Raw genomic sequence first — 14995 nt, forward strand, 5'->3', positions numbered from 1 at the left:
AATGCCCTGAGGGCCCGCACCGTGGATACGGTGCGGGCCCTCATTGGTTCAGACCTCTGTCGCGCTACTGCTGAGGGGCTGGCGGTGCCTGCGGAGGGTGCTGCTGCGGCCATCCGGCGGGCGGTACGGGCCCCTGCAGATCGGATTGCCCAGGACCACCCGGCTGGCCCTGCTGAGGGGGCTGACCGGGGTGCCCCGGGTGACCGGCCGGCGGTCCGCCGGGATGCGCGTGGGGCTGCGGCTGGGAGGGCGGGGGCTGCTGCCAGGCCTGCGGCGGATAGGGCTGCTGGGGCGGCTGCTGGCCACCGTGGGGCGCCTGCTGGCCACCGTAGGGCGGCTGCGGCTGGCCCTGCGGGTGCGGCGGTTGGGGCTGGTGCGGCGCGTAGGGCTGTCCGGGCATCGGCTGACCCGGCATCGGTTGTCCGGGCATCGGCTGTCCGGGCGTCTGCTGGCCCTGCCACTGCTGGCCCTGTGCCGGGCCCTGGCCGTGACCCGGCATCGGCGGGGCCAGGTGCGGCGGCGGGTTCCCAGTGGCCGTCCACAGTCCCTGCTGCTGCTGAGCCCGTACGAAGTCCTCGGCGATCAGCGCGGAGAGGTTGAAGTACGCCTCACGGGTCTTCGGCCGCATCATGTCGAGGTCCACCTCGGCGCCGGCCGACAGGTGCTCGTCGAAGGGCACCACGATCACACCTCTGCAGCGCGTCTGGAAGTGCTGCACGATGTCATCGACCTTGATCATCTTGCCGGTCTCGCGGACCCCGGAGATGACCGTGAGGGAACGCTGCACCAGCTCGGCGTACCCATGGGCGGACAGCCAGTCGAGGGTCGTCGACGCACTGCTCGCACCGTCCACGGACGGGGTCGAGACGATGATCAACTGGTCGGCCAGGTCCAGCACTCCGCGCATCGCGCTGTAGAGCAGACCGGTGCCGGAGTCGGTGAGGATGATCGGGTACTGCCTGCCCAGTACGTCGATCGCGCGCCGGTAGTCCTCGTCGTTGAAGGCCGTGGAGACCGCCGGGTCCACGTCGTTGGCGATGATCTCCAGACCGGAGGGCGCCTGCGAGGTGAACCGGCGGATGTCCATGTAGGAGTTGAGGTACGGGATCGCCTGAACCAGGTCGCGGATGGTGGCCCCGGTCTCGCGGCGCACCCGGCGGCCGAGCGTGCCGGCGTCCGGGTTGGCGTCGATGGCGAGGATCTTGTCCTGCCGCTCGGTGGCCAGGGTCGAGCCCAGTGCGGTGGTCGTGGTGGTCTTGCCGACGCCGCCCTTGAGGCTGATGACCGCGATCCGGTAGCAGGACAGCACCGGCGTACGGATCAGGTCGAGCTTGCGCTGCCGCTCGGCCTCCTCCTTCTTGCCGCCGAGCTTGAAGCGGGCGGCACCGGAGGGATTGCGGCTGCTCTTGGCCTTCTGCTTGCCCCGGACCAGACGGTCGGAGGAGAGCTCGACGGCGGCGGTGTACCCGAGCGGGGCGCCCGGTACGGAACGCTCGCGCTGGTCGTGCGTGACCGGCGTGGGCCAGGCGCCACCAGTGCGCGGATCGGTGGGCGTGACCGCGGGCTGCTGCTGGGCCGGCGCAGCCTGCTGCTGACCCTGCTGCGTGGGCAGATAGGGCGTGACGGGCGCGGGCAGGTTGGGCGTCTGCGGGGGTACGGGGGCGTGCGCGCCGGGCTGCGGTCCGGGCTGCGGTCCGGGCTGTCCGGGGTGCGGGAACCCGTAACCGGGCTGTGGCGCGGGCTGCTGTCCTGGCCGCGGGAAGCCGTAACCGCCTTGCGCGTCCTGGGGGTTGGGGCCCGGAACGGCGGGCGGCAGCGGTGCGGCGGGCGCGGGCTGTCCGGGGTGTCCGGGCTGCGGGAACCCGTAACCCGGCTGTGGCGCGGGCTGCTGTCCCGGCTGCGGGAAGCCGTAGCCGCCGCCCTGCTGTTCAGGAATAGCGGGAGCAGAGAGAACGGCGGGAGCTGCCGCGGTGGGCGCGGGCCAGGCGGGCGGGGCCGCAGGGCCGTTCTGTGCGGGCTGCTGGGCCTGCGGCAGGGCGGACTGGTCGGCCGTCTGCGGCGACACGGGCCACTGCGGGGCGGACGGTGGCGCGGCCGGCTGGAAGGCGGGCGGCAGCGGCGGCAGTCCGGCGCCGTGCGCGGCGGCGGGCGCCGGCGACCAGGGCTGAGCCGGCGCGGGCGGAGCGTCCTGCGGCTCGTCGGCGGGGATGGCGTCCTGGGGCACGGAGTCGGCCGGCTCCTCGGGCGCGCCCTCTTCCGCCTCCGCAGGGGCGGTCTCGTCGCTGTCGGCGGCGTCCCCGGTCCGGTCGGCGGCGGATGCGGCCTCGGCGGCCTCGGCGGCCTCGGCCGTGTCACTCTCGTCCGTCTGGCTCGTCGCCCCGGCCCCGGCATCGACCCCCGCGTCGGGCTCGGCGGAATCGTCCGCCGCACTCTCCGGCTCGGATACGGAGCCCGAACCGGAATCATCCGCCCTCTCCGCCCCCTTCGCCGCGGCCCGCTCCTCCATCTCGCGCTTCAGCGCGGCGGGGGAGAACCGCATGGTCGCCCCGCTCTCCAGATCGCCGCCCCCGAAGGGCTGCGACGCGGGCTCGGCGCCCGCCTCGGCAACAGGCGCCTGAGCGGCCGCCGGAGGAGGTGTCTGCACCGGAGCAGGAGCAGGAGCAGGAGCAGGAGCAGGAACGGGGGCAGGAGCAGGAACGGGGGCAGGAACGGGCTCCGGAGCCGGAGCGGCGGCCACAGGAGCCTGCGGCGCGGGAGCCGCCACCTGGGCGGGAGGAGGCGTCGGCGCTGACGCCGGCGCCCAGTTCGGTTCGTATCCGCTGCCTGCGGGCAGCCCCGGCACGGCCACCGGCGCCCCGTTGGGCGGCGGGGGAGTAGGCGTGGGCCCCTGCTGGCCCGCACCCCCGCCCGACGTGTCGCCCGACGCGTTCTGCGTGTACCAGGCCGGTGGGGTGTAGTCGATGGTGAACTCACCCGTCAGCTCGGCGGGCTCCGCGTCGGACTGATCATCGACGGGAATGTTCCAGCCCCCGTGGATCTCGTCCCGATCGCCGTTCACTTTGCCTCCTGGTGTGGTCGCGCACCCTTGTGCCGTGGTGGGTGGGGGCGACCTCTTTGTCCGATCGGCCCGGCTCTCCACCTGTGGGACGCGGCCAACATGCCCGCAGGTTCTCCTGCCGCGCCCACTCCCACCCTAATCGTCAACAACCTCGGTACGGCAGGCCCGACAGCCCGTCGGCCACTGTCCCGTACGTCACGCCCCGATCCCAAGTGATCCAGGTGGGGTGCAGTGCAAGAAAGCCGGCGGGTCAAAACCGTACAACTGCGTACGTACGGAGGGGCTTGTGGTCCTGTCGGTCCATCCGGCGAGCGCTGCCCAACAATCCGGTCTCGGCGCCCGTGGCCTGCGTCATGACGAATTGACGGTTCCGCTCGTTGCACCCGAGTGTGACGCCGTCCGCGAGTGTGGAAAGAGCCTCAGTCTCCAGCCGGGGGAGATGCATGATGCGGCCGATCCGCGCGGCCTCGGCGGGGGAGGCGCGCTGGATCCCGACCGGACCGGACGCGGCAGAATCTCGCGGCCAGGCTCCAGCCATCGGCTGCCGGCCGAGGCGCCCTGCGGCGGAACCGCCCCACCTCGTGCAGTGACATGCGCTGCCGTCCGCCGCCGGGGCCTTCGTAGCCGTTCGGCCTCTCAGCGCAGATCGAACTCCCCGTCGCGCGCACCGAGTACAAACGCCCGCCACTCGGCTTCGGTGTACCGCAGCACGGTCTCCGGATCCAGGGACGACCGCATGGCGACGGCCCCGCCCGGCAGGTGTGCGATCTCCACCCGCTCCTCGTCCTCACTCGTGCCGGGGGCGCTGAGCCACTCGACGCCAGAGATGTCGAGGGCGTACAGCTCTTCCTTCTCCTGTGCGCTCCCCATCAGTCAAGCTTCCCTTCGGTACGGCCGAGATGAAACATGCTCCATGCGCCAAGAAACGTCGCGTAGTTGGACGCAACTCAGCGTCACTACGAGCATCCTAGGGCAGCTCTTTCCCGACCAACGGCGGAAACTCAGTCCATCCGCCGAGCCACGCCCAGCAAGCCGGACTCCGCGTCCGTGGCGCTCGTCATCACCCAGTGGCGCTCACGTCCTGCGCACCAGAGCGTGACACCGTCCGCGAGAGTCGGCAGAGCTTCGATCTCGGCCTGCGACAGCGCCAGGATCCGGCCTGTCTGCTCCGCCTCCTGAGGTGAGACCCGCTGGATGCCCACCAGCGTGGAGTCCCGCATCAACCGGGGCGCCACCGGGCTCAGATACGGAAGCAGCGTCAGCACCGACTGCCACGGCGAGGACACCACGCGCCCGCGCGGCGGCCGCATGCCGCAGTCCCGTACCACCACTACCGGACTGCCCACCGTCGCGCCCATCGGCGGAACCCGTCCCACCTCGTGGAGCGTGATGCATTCCAGTCCCGCGCCCGCGGCCTGCGCCAGCAGAGTCCACGCCTGGGCGCGCCCGGTCTCGACCGCGACCCGCGCGCCCGTGCCCGCCGCGCGCAGCGCCAGCACCTGAGCCGTCCACAGCCCGCCGATCAGGAGTACGTCGTACGGCCCCGAACGGTGGAACCCCACCATCTGGGGGCGCCCCTCCGCGTCGTCACCGATCACCACACCGTCGTCCCCGACTGGCAGCGAAAGCGCGCCCAGATGGTCCGCGGTCATGGTGTGTCCCGCGTGGCGGGGGCCGAGCAGCCCCCGCAGCCCACGCGCCGTTCCGGTTCCGGCAGTCATCGCGCACCTCCCAGGGGCAGAGTCGCCAGCACACCGGGCAGCTGTTCGCGGTCCAGTCGCACAAGCCCGACCTTCGCCGAACGCGCGGCATGCTCCAACGCCCGTCGCACCCCGACCAGTTCGGTATCGGAGCCGCCGGTGATTCGTACATGGCCGCCCACGGTCATCGACCCTTGGTGCGAGCCGCGCCGCAGGGTGAGACTGAAGGTGGTCGCGTACGCCGGCGCAGAGGTGAGCAGCGACACCAGCTTGGGGAGGGGAGACGCCCCACGTCCCAGTTCTGGCCAGCGTCCCACCGCGTACGTGGTGTGCCAGCGGTCGTCGCACCGCCAGACTCGCGCCGTCTCGGCGGTTCGCCGCTGCGGCGCGGCATCCGGCCGGCTCGCGCGGGCCGACAGCCTCGGACTGGCACAGGCAGAAGTCGCCACTGTGGTGTTCAGATCCTCCTGGTCCAGTACCACGGCCCGGAATCCGGCCCCGGTGATACGGCTCGCCACATGGTCCGCCACGCGCACCAGGCAGCGCTGGGCACCTTCGACTCCGCCTCCACGTGCCTCCACGGCTTCCCGGCACAGTTCCGGGTCCAACTTCACCGCCACCCAGGTCATCCTCAACGCGGGCGCCCCGGTGCGCTCCTGCAGCGGGGCGTACGAGAGTCGCGCGACCGACTGCTGGGGCAGGTGTGGTGCGGGCGCGGAACGGACCTGCTGCACCAGCTGCACCGACTCCAGCACGATGTCGTCCACCTCAAGGGCGCCACCCAGGAGGGACAACGGGAGCGCCCGTGCACCGAACGCGGGGCGCAGCGCATCACCGCTCGCTTCGACCCTTACGACCGCGGTCAGGAAGGTTCCGTCGCCGAGCATGCCGACCGTGCGCCGATCGCGGTCGACGTAGGTGAACGGACGGAATCCCGGCACGTTCTCCACGACGGGGGCCAACGACGGATCCACTTCCCCCTCGGTCGGCCCGGCGCCGCGCCTGCGTGCGCGCAGGGCGAGGGCCGTCGACAGCCAGTCCTGTATGGCGTGGCCGCGACGCCGTATCACGGCGAGCAGGACCAGGGCGCAGGCGATGGCAGCGGTGGGTACCATCCACATCCCGCCGAGCGCGACCCCGACCGCGGTCAGTGCCAGTGCCACCTCGACGAGCACCAGCTGCCGCAGCTGGAAGGGGCCGACGCGGCTGGTCCGCGAGCGGGGACGCAGAGTCGTCGTCGCGGGAGCGCTCTGTGGCGTCGTGGCCGCCCGCCCGTTGCTGCGTTGCCGTTGGGAAGTGTCAGGGGCTCGATCGGTAGTCCGCCCATTGCGCGCGCGCGTCGCCGTACCCATCGCCGCGTTGCCCCCTCGTGTCCGTAATTACCAAATTCCTATGGGCGTTGACCGGGCGATCACCCTACCTGAGCAGTGAGACGGAAGCGCCAGCAGGCATAGTAGGGGGCTGGCACGACATCAGGCCTGCTCGGTGAGTATGGGAGCCTGGTCGCCCGGCGGGGAGAGGGACAGCGGACAGATGGCATCACGACGGGACGAACTCAACGCCTACACCTTCGCGAAGCGAAGGCTGATTGCGCAGTTCGTGCAGCCGAACTCGACCGGTTCGGAGGAAGGTGCACCGCGCCCGCTACGTGCGGTGCTGCCCGGCGCGATCGTCGCAGTGGTGATCCTCGCGGCCTTCGGGGCATGGGGGATGTTCAAACCGGTGGCACCCCAGAAATGGGACGCGGCGGGCGAGAACGTCATCATCGCCAGCAAGTCCACTACTCGCTATGTGGTGTTGAAGACCAAGGGCAAGGCCCAGCTCCACCCCGTCCTGAACATGGCCTCCGCCAAGCTCCTCCTTGACGCGGACAAGGGCAAGGTCATCAACGTCTCCGAGTCGGTACTCGACAACGGGAAGATTCCGCACGGCGCCACCCTCGGCATTCCCTACGCCCCCGACCGGCTGCCCGACTCCAAGGAGGCCGGGGCGGCCAAACGCTGGGCGGTCTGTGAGCGCCCCGGCGAGGGCGGCAGGGCCATCCAGAAAGCGGCCTTCGTCCTCTCCGAACGCGAGCAGAAGAAGACCGAGGGCGCCAACCGCCTGACCGGCGGTGAGCTGTTGTACGTGGAGGGGCCGGACCAGGTCCGCTATCTCGTCGACGCCGAGGGCAAGGCGTATCGAGTCAAGAAGGACGAACTGCTCCTGCGTCAGCTGGTGGGGCAGGGCCGCGTACCGCAGAGGGTGTCGGCCGCCTGGCTGGACACGCTGCACAAGGGCGACCGCATCGACTTCCCGGAGATAGCCGACACCCCTGGCCTCGACGCCAACGTCCCCGGTGACCTGGCGCCCGAGCTGAACAAGGTGGGCATGGTCCTGATGGCGACCGACGGCACCAGGAACCAGCAGTACATCGTCCTGCGGGGCCGTGTCGCCCCCGTCTCGGACTTCACCGCGAAGCTGCTGCTGAACAGCAAGGACCTGATCAAGCTCGGACAGGCCGGCCGGGCGAAGTCCGTCAGCGCCGCCACCTTCCGGCCCGGTGCGGCGTTCGGGCAGGACAACGACTGGCCGGAGCAGGCTCCGAAGCCCATCAATACGGCGAGCATCGGTGAAGGCAGCCGTAACACCGTATGCAACGTACTTCGCACGGTGGATGAGCAGAGCGGCGCCACCACCCTCAGCACCTGGGCGGGCACCGACTTCCCGGCGACGCTGCCGACCGGTTCGAGCAGCGCCTACGTCACCCCCGGATCCGGCTTGCTGTTCCGGCAGTTCAAGGGCTCCACGACCACATCCGGCTTCCTCTTCCTGGTCACCGACACGGGTCTGCGCTATGCCATGCAGTCCAACGGAGACACCGCGACCGGCGACTCCGGCATCGGCTCCTCCGGTTCGGCGAAGGAGGAGCAGGAGCGGCAACAAGAGGCGAAGCAGGCCCAGAACCGCCTCGGTTACAAGGGAGTTGATCCCGTGCCGGTTCCCGCCGCGTGGTCCTCGTTCCTGCCGACGGGACCGCGCCTGTCGACCGGGGCCGCCCGTCTGCCGCAGGGTTCGTGAGGGCGAAGCAGAGATGACTCACACGTACCGACGACTCATCACCGCTGCGGCCGCCACCGCGCTCACTTTCATCGGCCTGCCGACGGCCCCCGCGGCCGCGGACTCGGGCACTCAGTGCACGTTCCCCGGGAAGACGTACGAGGGGCGACCGTGGGCGCTGCAGCGAGTCCTGCTGGACGAGTTGTGGAAGCAGTCCACCGGCAAGGGGGTGCGGGTCGCGGTCATCGACACCGGTGTCGACATCAAGAACCCGCAGCTGACACGAGCGGTGGACGTCAAGAGCGGCCGGAACCTGATGGACAAGAACCTCAAGGACGACAACGGCGACAAGATCGCGCGCGGCAAGGAGAACGGCACCACGGACGTGGTGGGCCACGGCACCAAGGTCGCCGGCATCATCGCCGCCCGCCCCGCGAAGGGCACCGGATTCGTCGGTCTCGCTCCGGACGCCACGATCATTCCCCTCCAGCAGAACGACGCCGAGGGCCACGGCACCGCCAAGACCCTCGCCGACGCCATTGACGAAGCGGTCCGGGCCCGCGCCGACGTCATCAACATCTCCCAGGACACGGCCAACGCCGTGGAACCCACACGCATACTGAAGCGGGCGGTGGACAACGCGCTGGCCAAGGAGATCGTGATCGTCGCCTCAGCGGGCAACGACGGCCTGGGCGGCAACGTCAAGAAGACCTACCCGGCTTCGTACGACGGTGTTCTGGCCGTGGCCTCGTCCGACCGCAACAACGAACGCGCCTACTTCTCCCAGTCGGGCGACTTCGTCGGCATCGCGGCCCCTGGTGTGGACATGGTCTCCACAGTCCCCGGGGGCGGCCACTGCGCCGACAACGGCACCAGCTTCTCGGCGCCGTACGTCGCCGGCATCGCCGCGCTCATCAAGAGCAAGCACGCCAAGGACAAGTGGACACAGAAGCAGATCGTGGCCCAGATCCAGCAGACGGCGGAACGCTCGATCGGGGGCCACGACCGTCTGGTGGGGTGGGGAGTCGTCGACCCGGTGCGTGCTTTGACCGAGGACGACAAGCCCATCGAGCAGCCGGTCGCCCATGAGGGTGTAACCAGAGCCGAGGCACCGACTCCGGCCGAACTCCATATGGGCGAGACCCCGGAGGAGCGCAACGCACGCCTCGCGACCTACGTCGTCGTGGGCGGCGGCGTCCTGGTGGCGGCGATCGCCGGTGGTGCGGTGGCTCTGCGCGATGCTCGGCGGCGCACGAGGCGGGTCGCGGGGGAATCGCGTGGCTGAGCGGCCGATCGCCGCAAACCAGACATGCCGGAAGGGTTGCAACCGCATAGGCCCTGACGGTCGTCTCACCAGGGAAGTCGCGTGACGGATAAGACACTTGGGCCTGTCAGAGCCAGTGGTTAGACTGGGTACTTGCGCGATCAGTGATGTGCGAGTGACCACGATGATGTGTGAGTCACCACGATCGCAACGCGTGACAGCAGGAGCAAACGGGGGAGGAACGAGCATCGTGCTCGATGGTGGTGGCGGGGGCGGCGGCGGCTCGACCGGTGGCGGTGACCTCGAGCTCGGCGTTGGTGCCCTGAAGAAGTTCCAGGGTCAGATCAACGACCTGCTGGCGGACCTCGAAGGCGGGGAAGCCGGCAAGACGAAGGTGGCAGCCCAGGCGGTTTCACGCACCTCGTTCAGCGGTGCCAACACCGAATTCGGCGAGGCTGAAGGCTTCTACCTGCAGTACAACCGGGTCCACAAGGCGCTTGTCTCGCTCTCCAAGTCGCTGGGCGATCAGATCGAGCTGTTGAGCATCGCCGTGCATGGCGCGGACGTTGGCTTCAACAACCTGGAGGAGGAGCAGCGACGGCGGTTCCATTCGATCCAGACTCGTGTCTACCAGGAGCAGCAGGAGCAGGAGAAGCAGCAGGCTCGGTGGGAAGCGCAGCAGAAGCAGGACAAGGAGCCCGGGGAGAAGAGCGGCGAGCCCGAGCCGGCACGTGGCAATGAGAAGTCCATCAATCCGAAGGGTCTGAGGTGATCGCTGATGGGTGAGAAGGAGAAGGACCTCACTCCCGCGCAGCAGCAGCAGGCGGAGGACGCAGCGCAGATCCAGAGTGGGTTTGTCGCCACGGATGCGCTCGAGAGCTTCGCGATCGTGATGGGCCACATCGGTTTCGGCAGCGGCTCCGGTCCAGGCGGATACTTCGGCACGACGGACTTCGAAAAGAAGCAGCTCAACGAGATGCTCGACCTCATCGAGGACTCCAACCCGGCGGACCTGGAGGCGGCGGGCGAGGCTCTCACGAAGGCGAAGGTCGCCCTCAACAAGGCTGCGAAGGACCTTGCCGACTACGTCACCAGTTCGGAGAGGGACTGGAAGGGCGAAGCCGCCACCGAGTTCAGCAGGTTCGGAAAGGCGCTCGCCGCGCACGCCTGGGAGCTGGCCACCTTCGCCAACGCCGCCGGCACGCAGATGACGGTCGCGAGCACGGGCCTCACCTCGGTGAGAAACTCCATGCCGCGGGAGCGTGACACTCGGCTGGTCGCGAAGAAACCCGAAGCGTTCGCGCTGGCGCCGGCCAAGGAGACCAACCCGGAGTACATCGAGGCCGTGAAGGTGGAGGAGAACCGCCAGGAGGCCATCAACCAGATGAACCGCCTGGCCTCGTTCTACGCGGTTTCCGAGTCGTCTCTGGCGGGGCAGGAAGCGCCGAAGTTTCCGGGGATGCTGAGTGCGGATGTGCCCCGGCCGAGGGGGCGTCGCGAGGAGCCGGACTTGGGCGCAACTGCGGCAGGTGCCGAGTCATCGAGCGTCCCCACAGAGCGGTCACTCTTGGCCCATGCGGACTCCAGCGGCACGGATCGCGCCTCCAAGGTGGATTCCGTTGGAACAGTCCCGTCCGTTCCGGACCGGAACACGTCGATGGAGATCGACAGCGTCGCGACGCCGCCGGCTCCCACCACAAGCCCTGGCGCTACGCCGCCCCCTTCTGCCACCGGTCCGGTAGGCCCTGCGAATGGTCAGGTTCCTCCGATGGCGAGCGGGTTCCAGAACCCCGTTCGAGGTGGCGTGCCGCGGGCATCAGGTACGTCGAGCGCACCCAGGGCCGGTGGCACGGGCCAGAGCGCAGTAGGACGGCCTGGCGCCACTGGAAACGGTCCCGCGGCATCGGGGCGTGCTGGAGCAGCTGGTCGGCCGGGCCCGATGGGTACCGGTCCCGCGGCGGGACGTGCCAATGCTGGCGGAGCCGCGGGCCGGACTCCCGTGGCCGGTCGACCGGGTGCGGCAGGTCAGCCCATGGCCGGACGTGCAGGCACGGGCGGCGCTGCTGGTCCTCGTGCAGGCACAGGCGGGGCTGCTGGTCCTCGTGCGGGTCGTGCGGGTCGTGCGGACGGCATCGTGGGCGGTACGCCACAGCGTGCCGCGACGGGCTCCGCCGGATCTCGCATCCCACGGGGAACGGTCATCGGCGGTGAGGGAACGGCACCCGGACGTGCCGCTGCGAGGCCCAGCCAGTCCGGAGTCGTCGGGACAAACCCTGCGAGCGGCGCGCCCCGATCAACTGGGCGGGGCACCCCAAGCTCGAACGGAGTCGTTGGCACACCGCGTAACGGCGCTCCCGGCTCACGGCCAGGTGCAGGAGGCTTTACCGCAGGCGGTGCAGGTTTTGTCGGCGGCCGCCCAGGCCAACGGCAGTCCGGTGATGAGGAGCAGGAGCGCACCGGATCAGCACGTCCGGACTACCTGACGGAAGACGAAGAGACATGGGCGGCACGCCGGCGTGGCGCCGTGCCGCCGGTGATCGACTAAGCACAGGGAAGGTTCGGAAGTCAGGATGACGGCAGGAATGGGCCAGGCCCGGAAGCGCAGTGAGCCTCGTACCTTGCGGCGAGGCGTGCTCTGCACGCTGGCTGCGGTTGGCATGTGGACCGTGGGCATCGCAGGCATGGCTCCGGCCGCCGTTGCCGCGGATGTGCAGTCGAAGCAGTGGTACCTGAAGGCGATGGGTGCCGAGGACATCTGGAAGTCCGTCACCGGGGAAGGCATCAAGGTCGCCGTCATCGACACCGGCGTCAACCCGTCCACGCCTTCACTGAGGGGACAGGTCCTGAAGGGCTTTGATGCCTCGGAGAGCAAGGGCGAAGCGACAGACGACTACACCGGCCATGGGACGACCATGGCCGAGTTGATCGCCGGCACTGGCAAGGGTGGTGGCCTCCAGGGCCTCGCACCTGGTGCGAAGATCATCCCGATGCGGATCTCGGACACAGAGCGTCAGAACGAGCAGGCGGTGAATGCCCATGACTCAGAGGATGCCATCCGGGCTGCGGCAGACAGCGACGCGCAGATCATCAGCATGTCATTCGGCAGCGAGTTCGCGAGCGTGCAGGAATTGGAGGCGGTGAAGTACGCGGAAAGCAAGGGCAAGCTGTTCTTCGCTTCTGCCGGCAACAACGCTGAGAAGGGCAACAAGCTGGAGTATCCGGCCTCCTACCCACAAGTTGTCGGCGTCGCCGCGATCGATCGTAACGGCCGCGTAGGTGACTACTCCCAGCATGGAGAGTCCGTCGACATCGCCGCCCCCGGCAACGATATTCCGGGCTGGTGCGACGAGAACTTCAAGAGCTACTGCAACAAACACGGAACCAGCGCAGCTACCGCCATCGCTTCTGCCTCCGCCGCCCTTATCTGGTCCGCCCACCCGGACTGGACCGCGAACCAGGTCCTTCGGGTGATGTTCGACAGCGCAGCCCGGCCGGAGGGCTCGAAGAAGGGCACGCTCAGCAACTACCTCGGCCACGGTGTTGTCCGCCCCGGCGCCCACATCAACCGCGGCCTCGGCAAGCCCGGCGACCCGAACCTCAGCCCTCTGACCAACAAGAAGACGACCGCCTCACCCGCCCCTTCTGCACCGGCTTCGTCACAAGCGCCCAAGGGTGGGTCGGAGTCGGACGCCGTTGTGACAGGCTCCAGCAAGAGCACTGATGACGGCGGTCAGTTGGGGCTCATCATCGGGATCGGCGCAGCCGTGGTGATCGCAGTCGGCGCCTTCGCTGTGATCCGCAAGCGTCGCAGCGCCTGACCGAACGGCCGGGCCACAAAGGCCCGTTCAGACCTTCACCTCACGTTGTGCTTCACCTCGCTACTACCTGGTGAGGCACAACGCAGCCAGTCACAGAAGTAGTTCAGAAGGGAAACGTAACCGTGTCACAGGGCCAGCGGCTTTCAGACCAGCAAGTCATCCAGCTCGAGAAGCACCTCTTCGAGAAGTTCAACTCGATCAAGGGCCAGCTCCAGCAGATTCAGGGCACGATCGACAGTCTTGAGGGCCAGTGGCAGGGTATCGGCGCCGGGGCCTTCAACTCGAAGCAGCAGGAGATCAACACCTCGATGGTGGGTCTCGGCCACATCCTTGCGAAGTTCCTCGAGGCGATGAGCAGCTCGAGGAAGATCAAGGACGGCACGGAGGACGACGTCCGCGCTGCCGTGCAGGCCATCAACGTCGACCTCGGTGTCGGCACCAACGCCGCTCCGAAGTCCGGCATCAGCGGCCTCTAAACCGCTGGGCGCACTCGATCTCGGCGCGCGAAAGCCGAGTGACCACGACACGTGAGATGAGGGAATCATGGGTATGAACTCGGGAGACGGGCTCGTCGTCAAGTACGACGGCCTCGACCTGGCGGCGACCACGCTCGGCAACCAGGCCAAGAAGCTCGAAGAGGACCTGCGGGAGATCAAGACCGCTATGGCCACCGTTGCTGCCGGCTGGGAGGGCGAGGCGCACAACGCCTATGTCCAGGAGCAGGTGAAGTGGGACAGGGAGGCTGCGGACATCCACCGCGCCCTCATGCAGATCGGCAAGGTTGTCGCGAACGCGGGCGGCGACTACATGGGTGGCGACAAGAAGGCCGCCAGCTACTTCGCATAGGGCTGGGGCTGTTCGAAGCACTTCCGGGGTGGGCACGCGCGAGGGGTGCCCACCCCTTGTCGTGCCCGGGCACACGTCGTCCTGGCCTCAACGGGATTTGTCCCGCGGCCTATCGGCGTCAACTGCCACCCCGCCACGGTGCAGCGTCGGCTCAGGTCGAAAGTAGTGTGGTGGCAGGCGCGGGACGTGCCCACTCTCCTGCCTGTGCTGCCATGCCATGGATCTTCCAGACCGTTCCTTTCCTTCGGTTGCTCGTACTGCCGAGTGCGTTGTCAGCGAGCCGTGCGGTCACCGCCACCTCCCTCGATCTCTGAATTGGCGCTTGAGTAGACCCGTCCCGCTTCATCACACACTCGAGGGAATTTGCGCATGGAACGCCTACGTCAGGACGACCCACCGCAGATCGGGCCGTACATCACCCTGGCCCGGCTCGATGCGGAGAGCGCTGAACGGACCGTCCCCGACCGTCGCTTCATCGCGCGGAGCACCGACGGCGACAGCACGGTCATTGTCTGCGTCCCCCGCATCGGCGCCGACCCGAGCCGCTGGGCAATCGAGGCGGAGGGCGCCCGCCGCCTATCGATACCCGGGCTGCTCCCGGTCACCGAGGTCGGCGGCACGTCGGGCTTCCCCTGGCGTACATCGGCATTCGTGCCCGCCCTTCCGCTCCCCGCCGCACTGGCGGCGCACGGTGGTCCGCTGCCCGAGCCGGTCGTACGTTCCCTGGGTGCCGCCCTCGCTCAAACGCTGGCCACCGCCCACGCCCAGGGCGTAGCACACGCGGGCCTGTCCCCCGCCGCCGTAATGCTCACGGCCGAGGGCCCTCGTCTGGCCTGTTTCGGAGCGGTGCGTTCCGCGGGGCCCGACGGGGAACAACGCTCCGGACACCCAGGGCTGGACTCCGGCAGCCTCGCCCCGGAGCAGGCTCAGGGCGGCCGCCCGCGGCCGCTCGGCGACGTATACGGCCTGGGGGCAGTGCTCTCGTACGCGAGCACCGGTCACACCGTTCCGGAGCGTGACGAACTCCCGCTGTCCCTGCGCAGATTGATCACGGCGTGCCTCGCCCGCGATCCGGCGGAGCGCCCGCAGGCGCACCAGATTCTTGCCGAACTGGTGCCGCCGGCGCTCACCGCGGCCCCGCAGGCCACTGTCCTGGACGCCGCAGCCCCGGCCCTTCTGCCGGCTCTCGTGGTTGCGGCACTGGTCCGCCAGTCGGCGGAGATCCTCGCCGCGGCACTTCCCACCCCTACTGCCCTGAACCTGGACTGAC

12 protein-coding genes are annotated in these 14995 nt (G+C 69.1%); 7 read left to right on the forward strand and 5 right to left on the reverse strand.

What is annotated here, in order from left to right; genetic code table 11:
* Positions 1-64 precede the first annotated feature (64 nt).
* The 4 genes from SLUN_RS28965 to eccE form a co-directional block, all read right to left on the reverse strand.
* Positions 65-3058 carry an SCO5717 family growth-regulating ATPase gene (locus tag SLUN_RS28965; RefSeq protein WP_108152922.1) on the reverse strand — a complete coding sequence of 998 codons (2994 nt, stop codon included), beginning with the start codon at positions 3056-3058 and terminating at the stop codon, positions 65-67.
* Between the two features lie 636 nt (positions 3059-3694).
* On the reverse strand, positions 3695-3928 hold the full coding sequence (locus SLUN_RS28975) for a DUF397 domain-containing protein (protein ID WP_108152923.1): 234 nt from the start codon (positions 3926-3928) through the stop codon (positions 3695-3697).
* Between the two features lie 131 nt (positions 3929-4059).
* Complete coding sequence (locus SLUN_RS28980; RefSeq protein ID WP_108152924.1) at positions 4060-4779, reverse strand: hypothetical protein; 720 nt, start codon at positions 4777-4779, stop codon at positions 4060-4062.
* Entirely contained in the window at positions 4776-6110 is a 1335-nt protein-coding gene (eccE, locus tag SLUN_RS28985) for a type VII secretion protein EccE (protein ID WP_175257350.1), read from the reverse strand. Before eccE ends, SLUN_RS28980 begins: the two co-directional genes overlap by 4 nt.
* Before the next feature lie 181 nt (positions 6111-6291).
* Here eccE and eccB point away from each other — a divergent pair, with 181 nt between their 5' ends.
* The 3 genes from eccB (at position 6292) to SLUN_RS29000 (ending at position 9833) form a co-directional block, all read left to right on the forward strand.
* A complete protein-coding gene (gene eccB / locus SLUN_RS28990) occupies positions 6292-7818 on the forward strand; it encodes a type VII secretion protein EccB (protein ID WP_108152925.1) in 1527 nt (508 codons plus the stop codon).
* A 13-nt stretch (positions 7819-7831) separates the two neighbouring features.
* On the forward strand, positions 7832-9082 hold the full coding sequence (gene mycP / locus SLUN_RS28995; RefSeq protein WP_108152926.1) for a type VII secretion-associated serine protease mycosin: 1251 nt from the start codon (positions 7832-7834) through the stop codon (positions 9080-9082).
* Positions 9083-9311: 229 nt separating this feature from the next.
* Entirely contained in the window at positions 9312-9833 is a 522-nt protein-coding gene (locus SLUN_RS29000) for a DUF2563 family protein (RefSeq protein WP_108152927.1), read from the forward strand.
* Positions 9834-10144: 311 nt separating this feature from the next.
* Here SLUN_RS29000 and SLUN_RS39620 read toward each other — a convergent pair whose 3' ends face one another.
* A complete protein-coding gene (locus tag SLUN_RS39620) occupies positions 10145-10312 on the reverse strand; it encodes a hypothetical protein (RefSeq protein WP_159100342.1) in 168 nt (55 codons plus the stop codon).
* 1319 nt (positions 10313-11631) lie between these two features.
* On the opposite strand from SLUN_RS39620, the gene SLUN_RS29010 reads away from it, so the two are divergent.
* The 4 genes from SLUN_RS29010 (at position 11632) to SLUN_RS29025 (ending at position 14994) form a co-directional block, all read left to right on the forward strand.
* Entirely contained in the window at positions 11632-12879 is a 1248-nt protein-coding gene (locus tag SLUN_RS29010; protein WP_108152929.1) for a S8 family serine peptidase, read from the forward strand.
* Between the two features lie 122 nt (positions 12880-13001).
* Positions 13002-13355: a WXG100 family type VII secretion target gene (locus tag SLUN_RS29015; protein WP_108152930.1), complete on the forward strand. Its 354-nt coding sequence runs from the start codon at positions 13002-13004 to the stop codon at positions 13353-13355.
* Between the two features lie 67 nt (positions 13356-13422).
* Positions 13423-13725 (forward strand): WXG100 family type VII secretion target, encoded by a 303-nt coding sequence (locus SLUN_RS29020; protein ID WP_108152931.1) that lies wholly within the window; start codon positions 13423-13425, stop codon positions 13723-13725.
* Positions 13726-14094: 369 nt separating this feature from the next.
* Entirely contained in the window at positions 14095-14994 is a 900-nt protein-coding gene (locus SLUN_RS29025; protein ID WP_108152932.1) for a protein kinase family protein, read from the forward strand.
* Position 14995 lies beyond the last annotated feature (1 nt).

Source organism: Streptomyces lunaelactis (assembly GCF_003054555.1).
Lineage (GTDB): Bacteria > Actinomycetota > Actinomycetes > Streptomycetales > Streptomycetaceae > Streptomyces > Streptomyces lunaelactis.

Coding starts and splice junctions, on each gene's coding strand:
- SLUN_RS28975 (WP_108152923.1), bottom strand. CDS start 3,928: ATGGGGAGCGCACAGGAGAAGGAAGAGCTGTACGCCCTCGACATCTCT.
- SLUN_RS28980 (WP_108152924.1), bottom strand. CDS start 4,779: ATGACTGCCGGAACCGGAACGGCGCGTGGGCTGCGGGGGCTGCTCGGC.
- eccE (WP_175257350.1), bottom strand. CDS start 6,110: ATGGGTACGGCGACGCGCGCGCGCAATGGGCGGACTACCGATCGAGCC.
- eccB (WP_108152925.1), top strand. CDS start 6,292: ATGGCATCACGACGGGACGAACTCAACGCCTACACCTTCGCGAAGCGA.
- mycP (WP_108152926.1), top strand. CDS start 7,832: ATGACTCACACGTACCGACGACTCATCACCGCTGCGGCCGCCACCGCG.
- SLUN_RS39620 (WP_159100342.1), bottom strand. CDS start 10,312: ATGGAGTTTCTCACCGAGGTGAGGCCCGTGCTCGCGACCGTCATCTGC.
- SLUN_RS29010 (WP_108152929.1), top strand. CDS start 11,632: ATGACGGCAGGAATGGGCCAGGCCCGGAAGCGCAGTGAGCCTCGTACC.
- SLUN_RS29020 (WP_108152931.1), top strand. CDS start 13,423: ATGGGTATGAACTCGGGAGACGGGCTCGTCGTCAAGTACGACGGCCTC.
- SLUN_RS29025 (WP_108152932.1), top strand. CDS start 14,095: ATGGAACGCCTACGTCAGGACGACCCACCGCAGATCGGGCCGTACATC.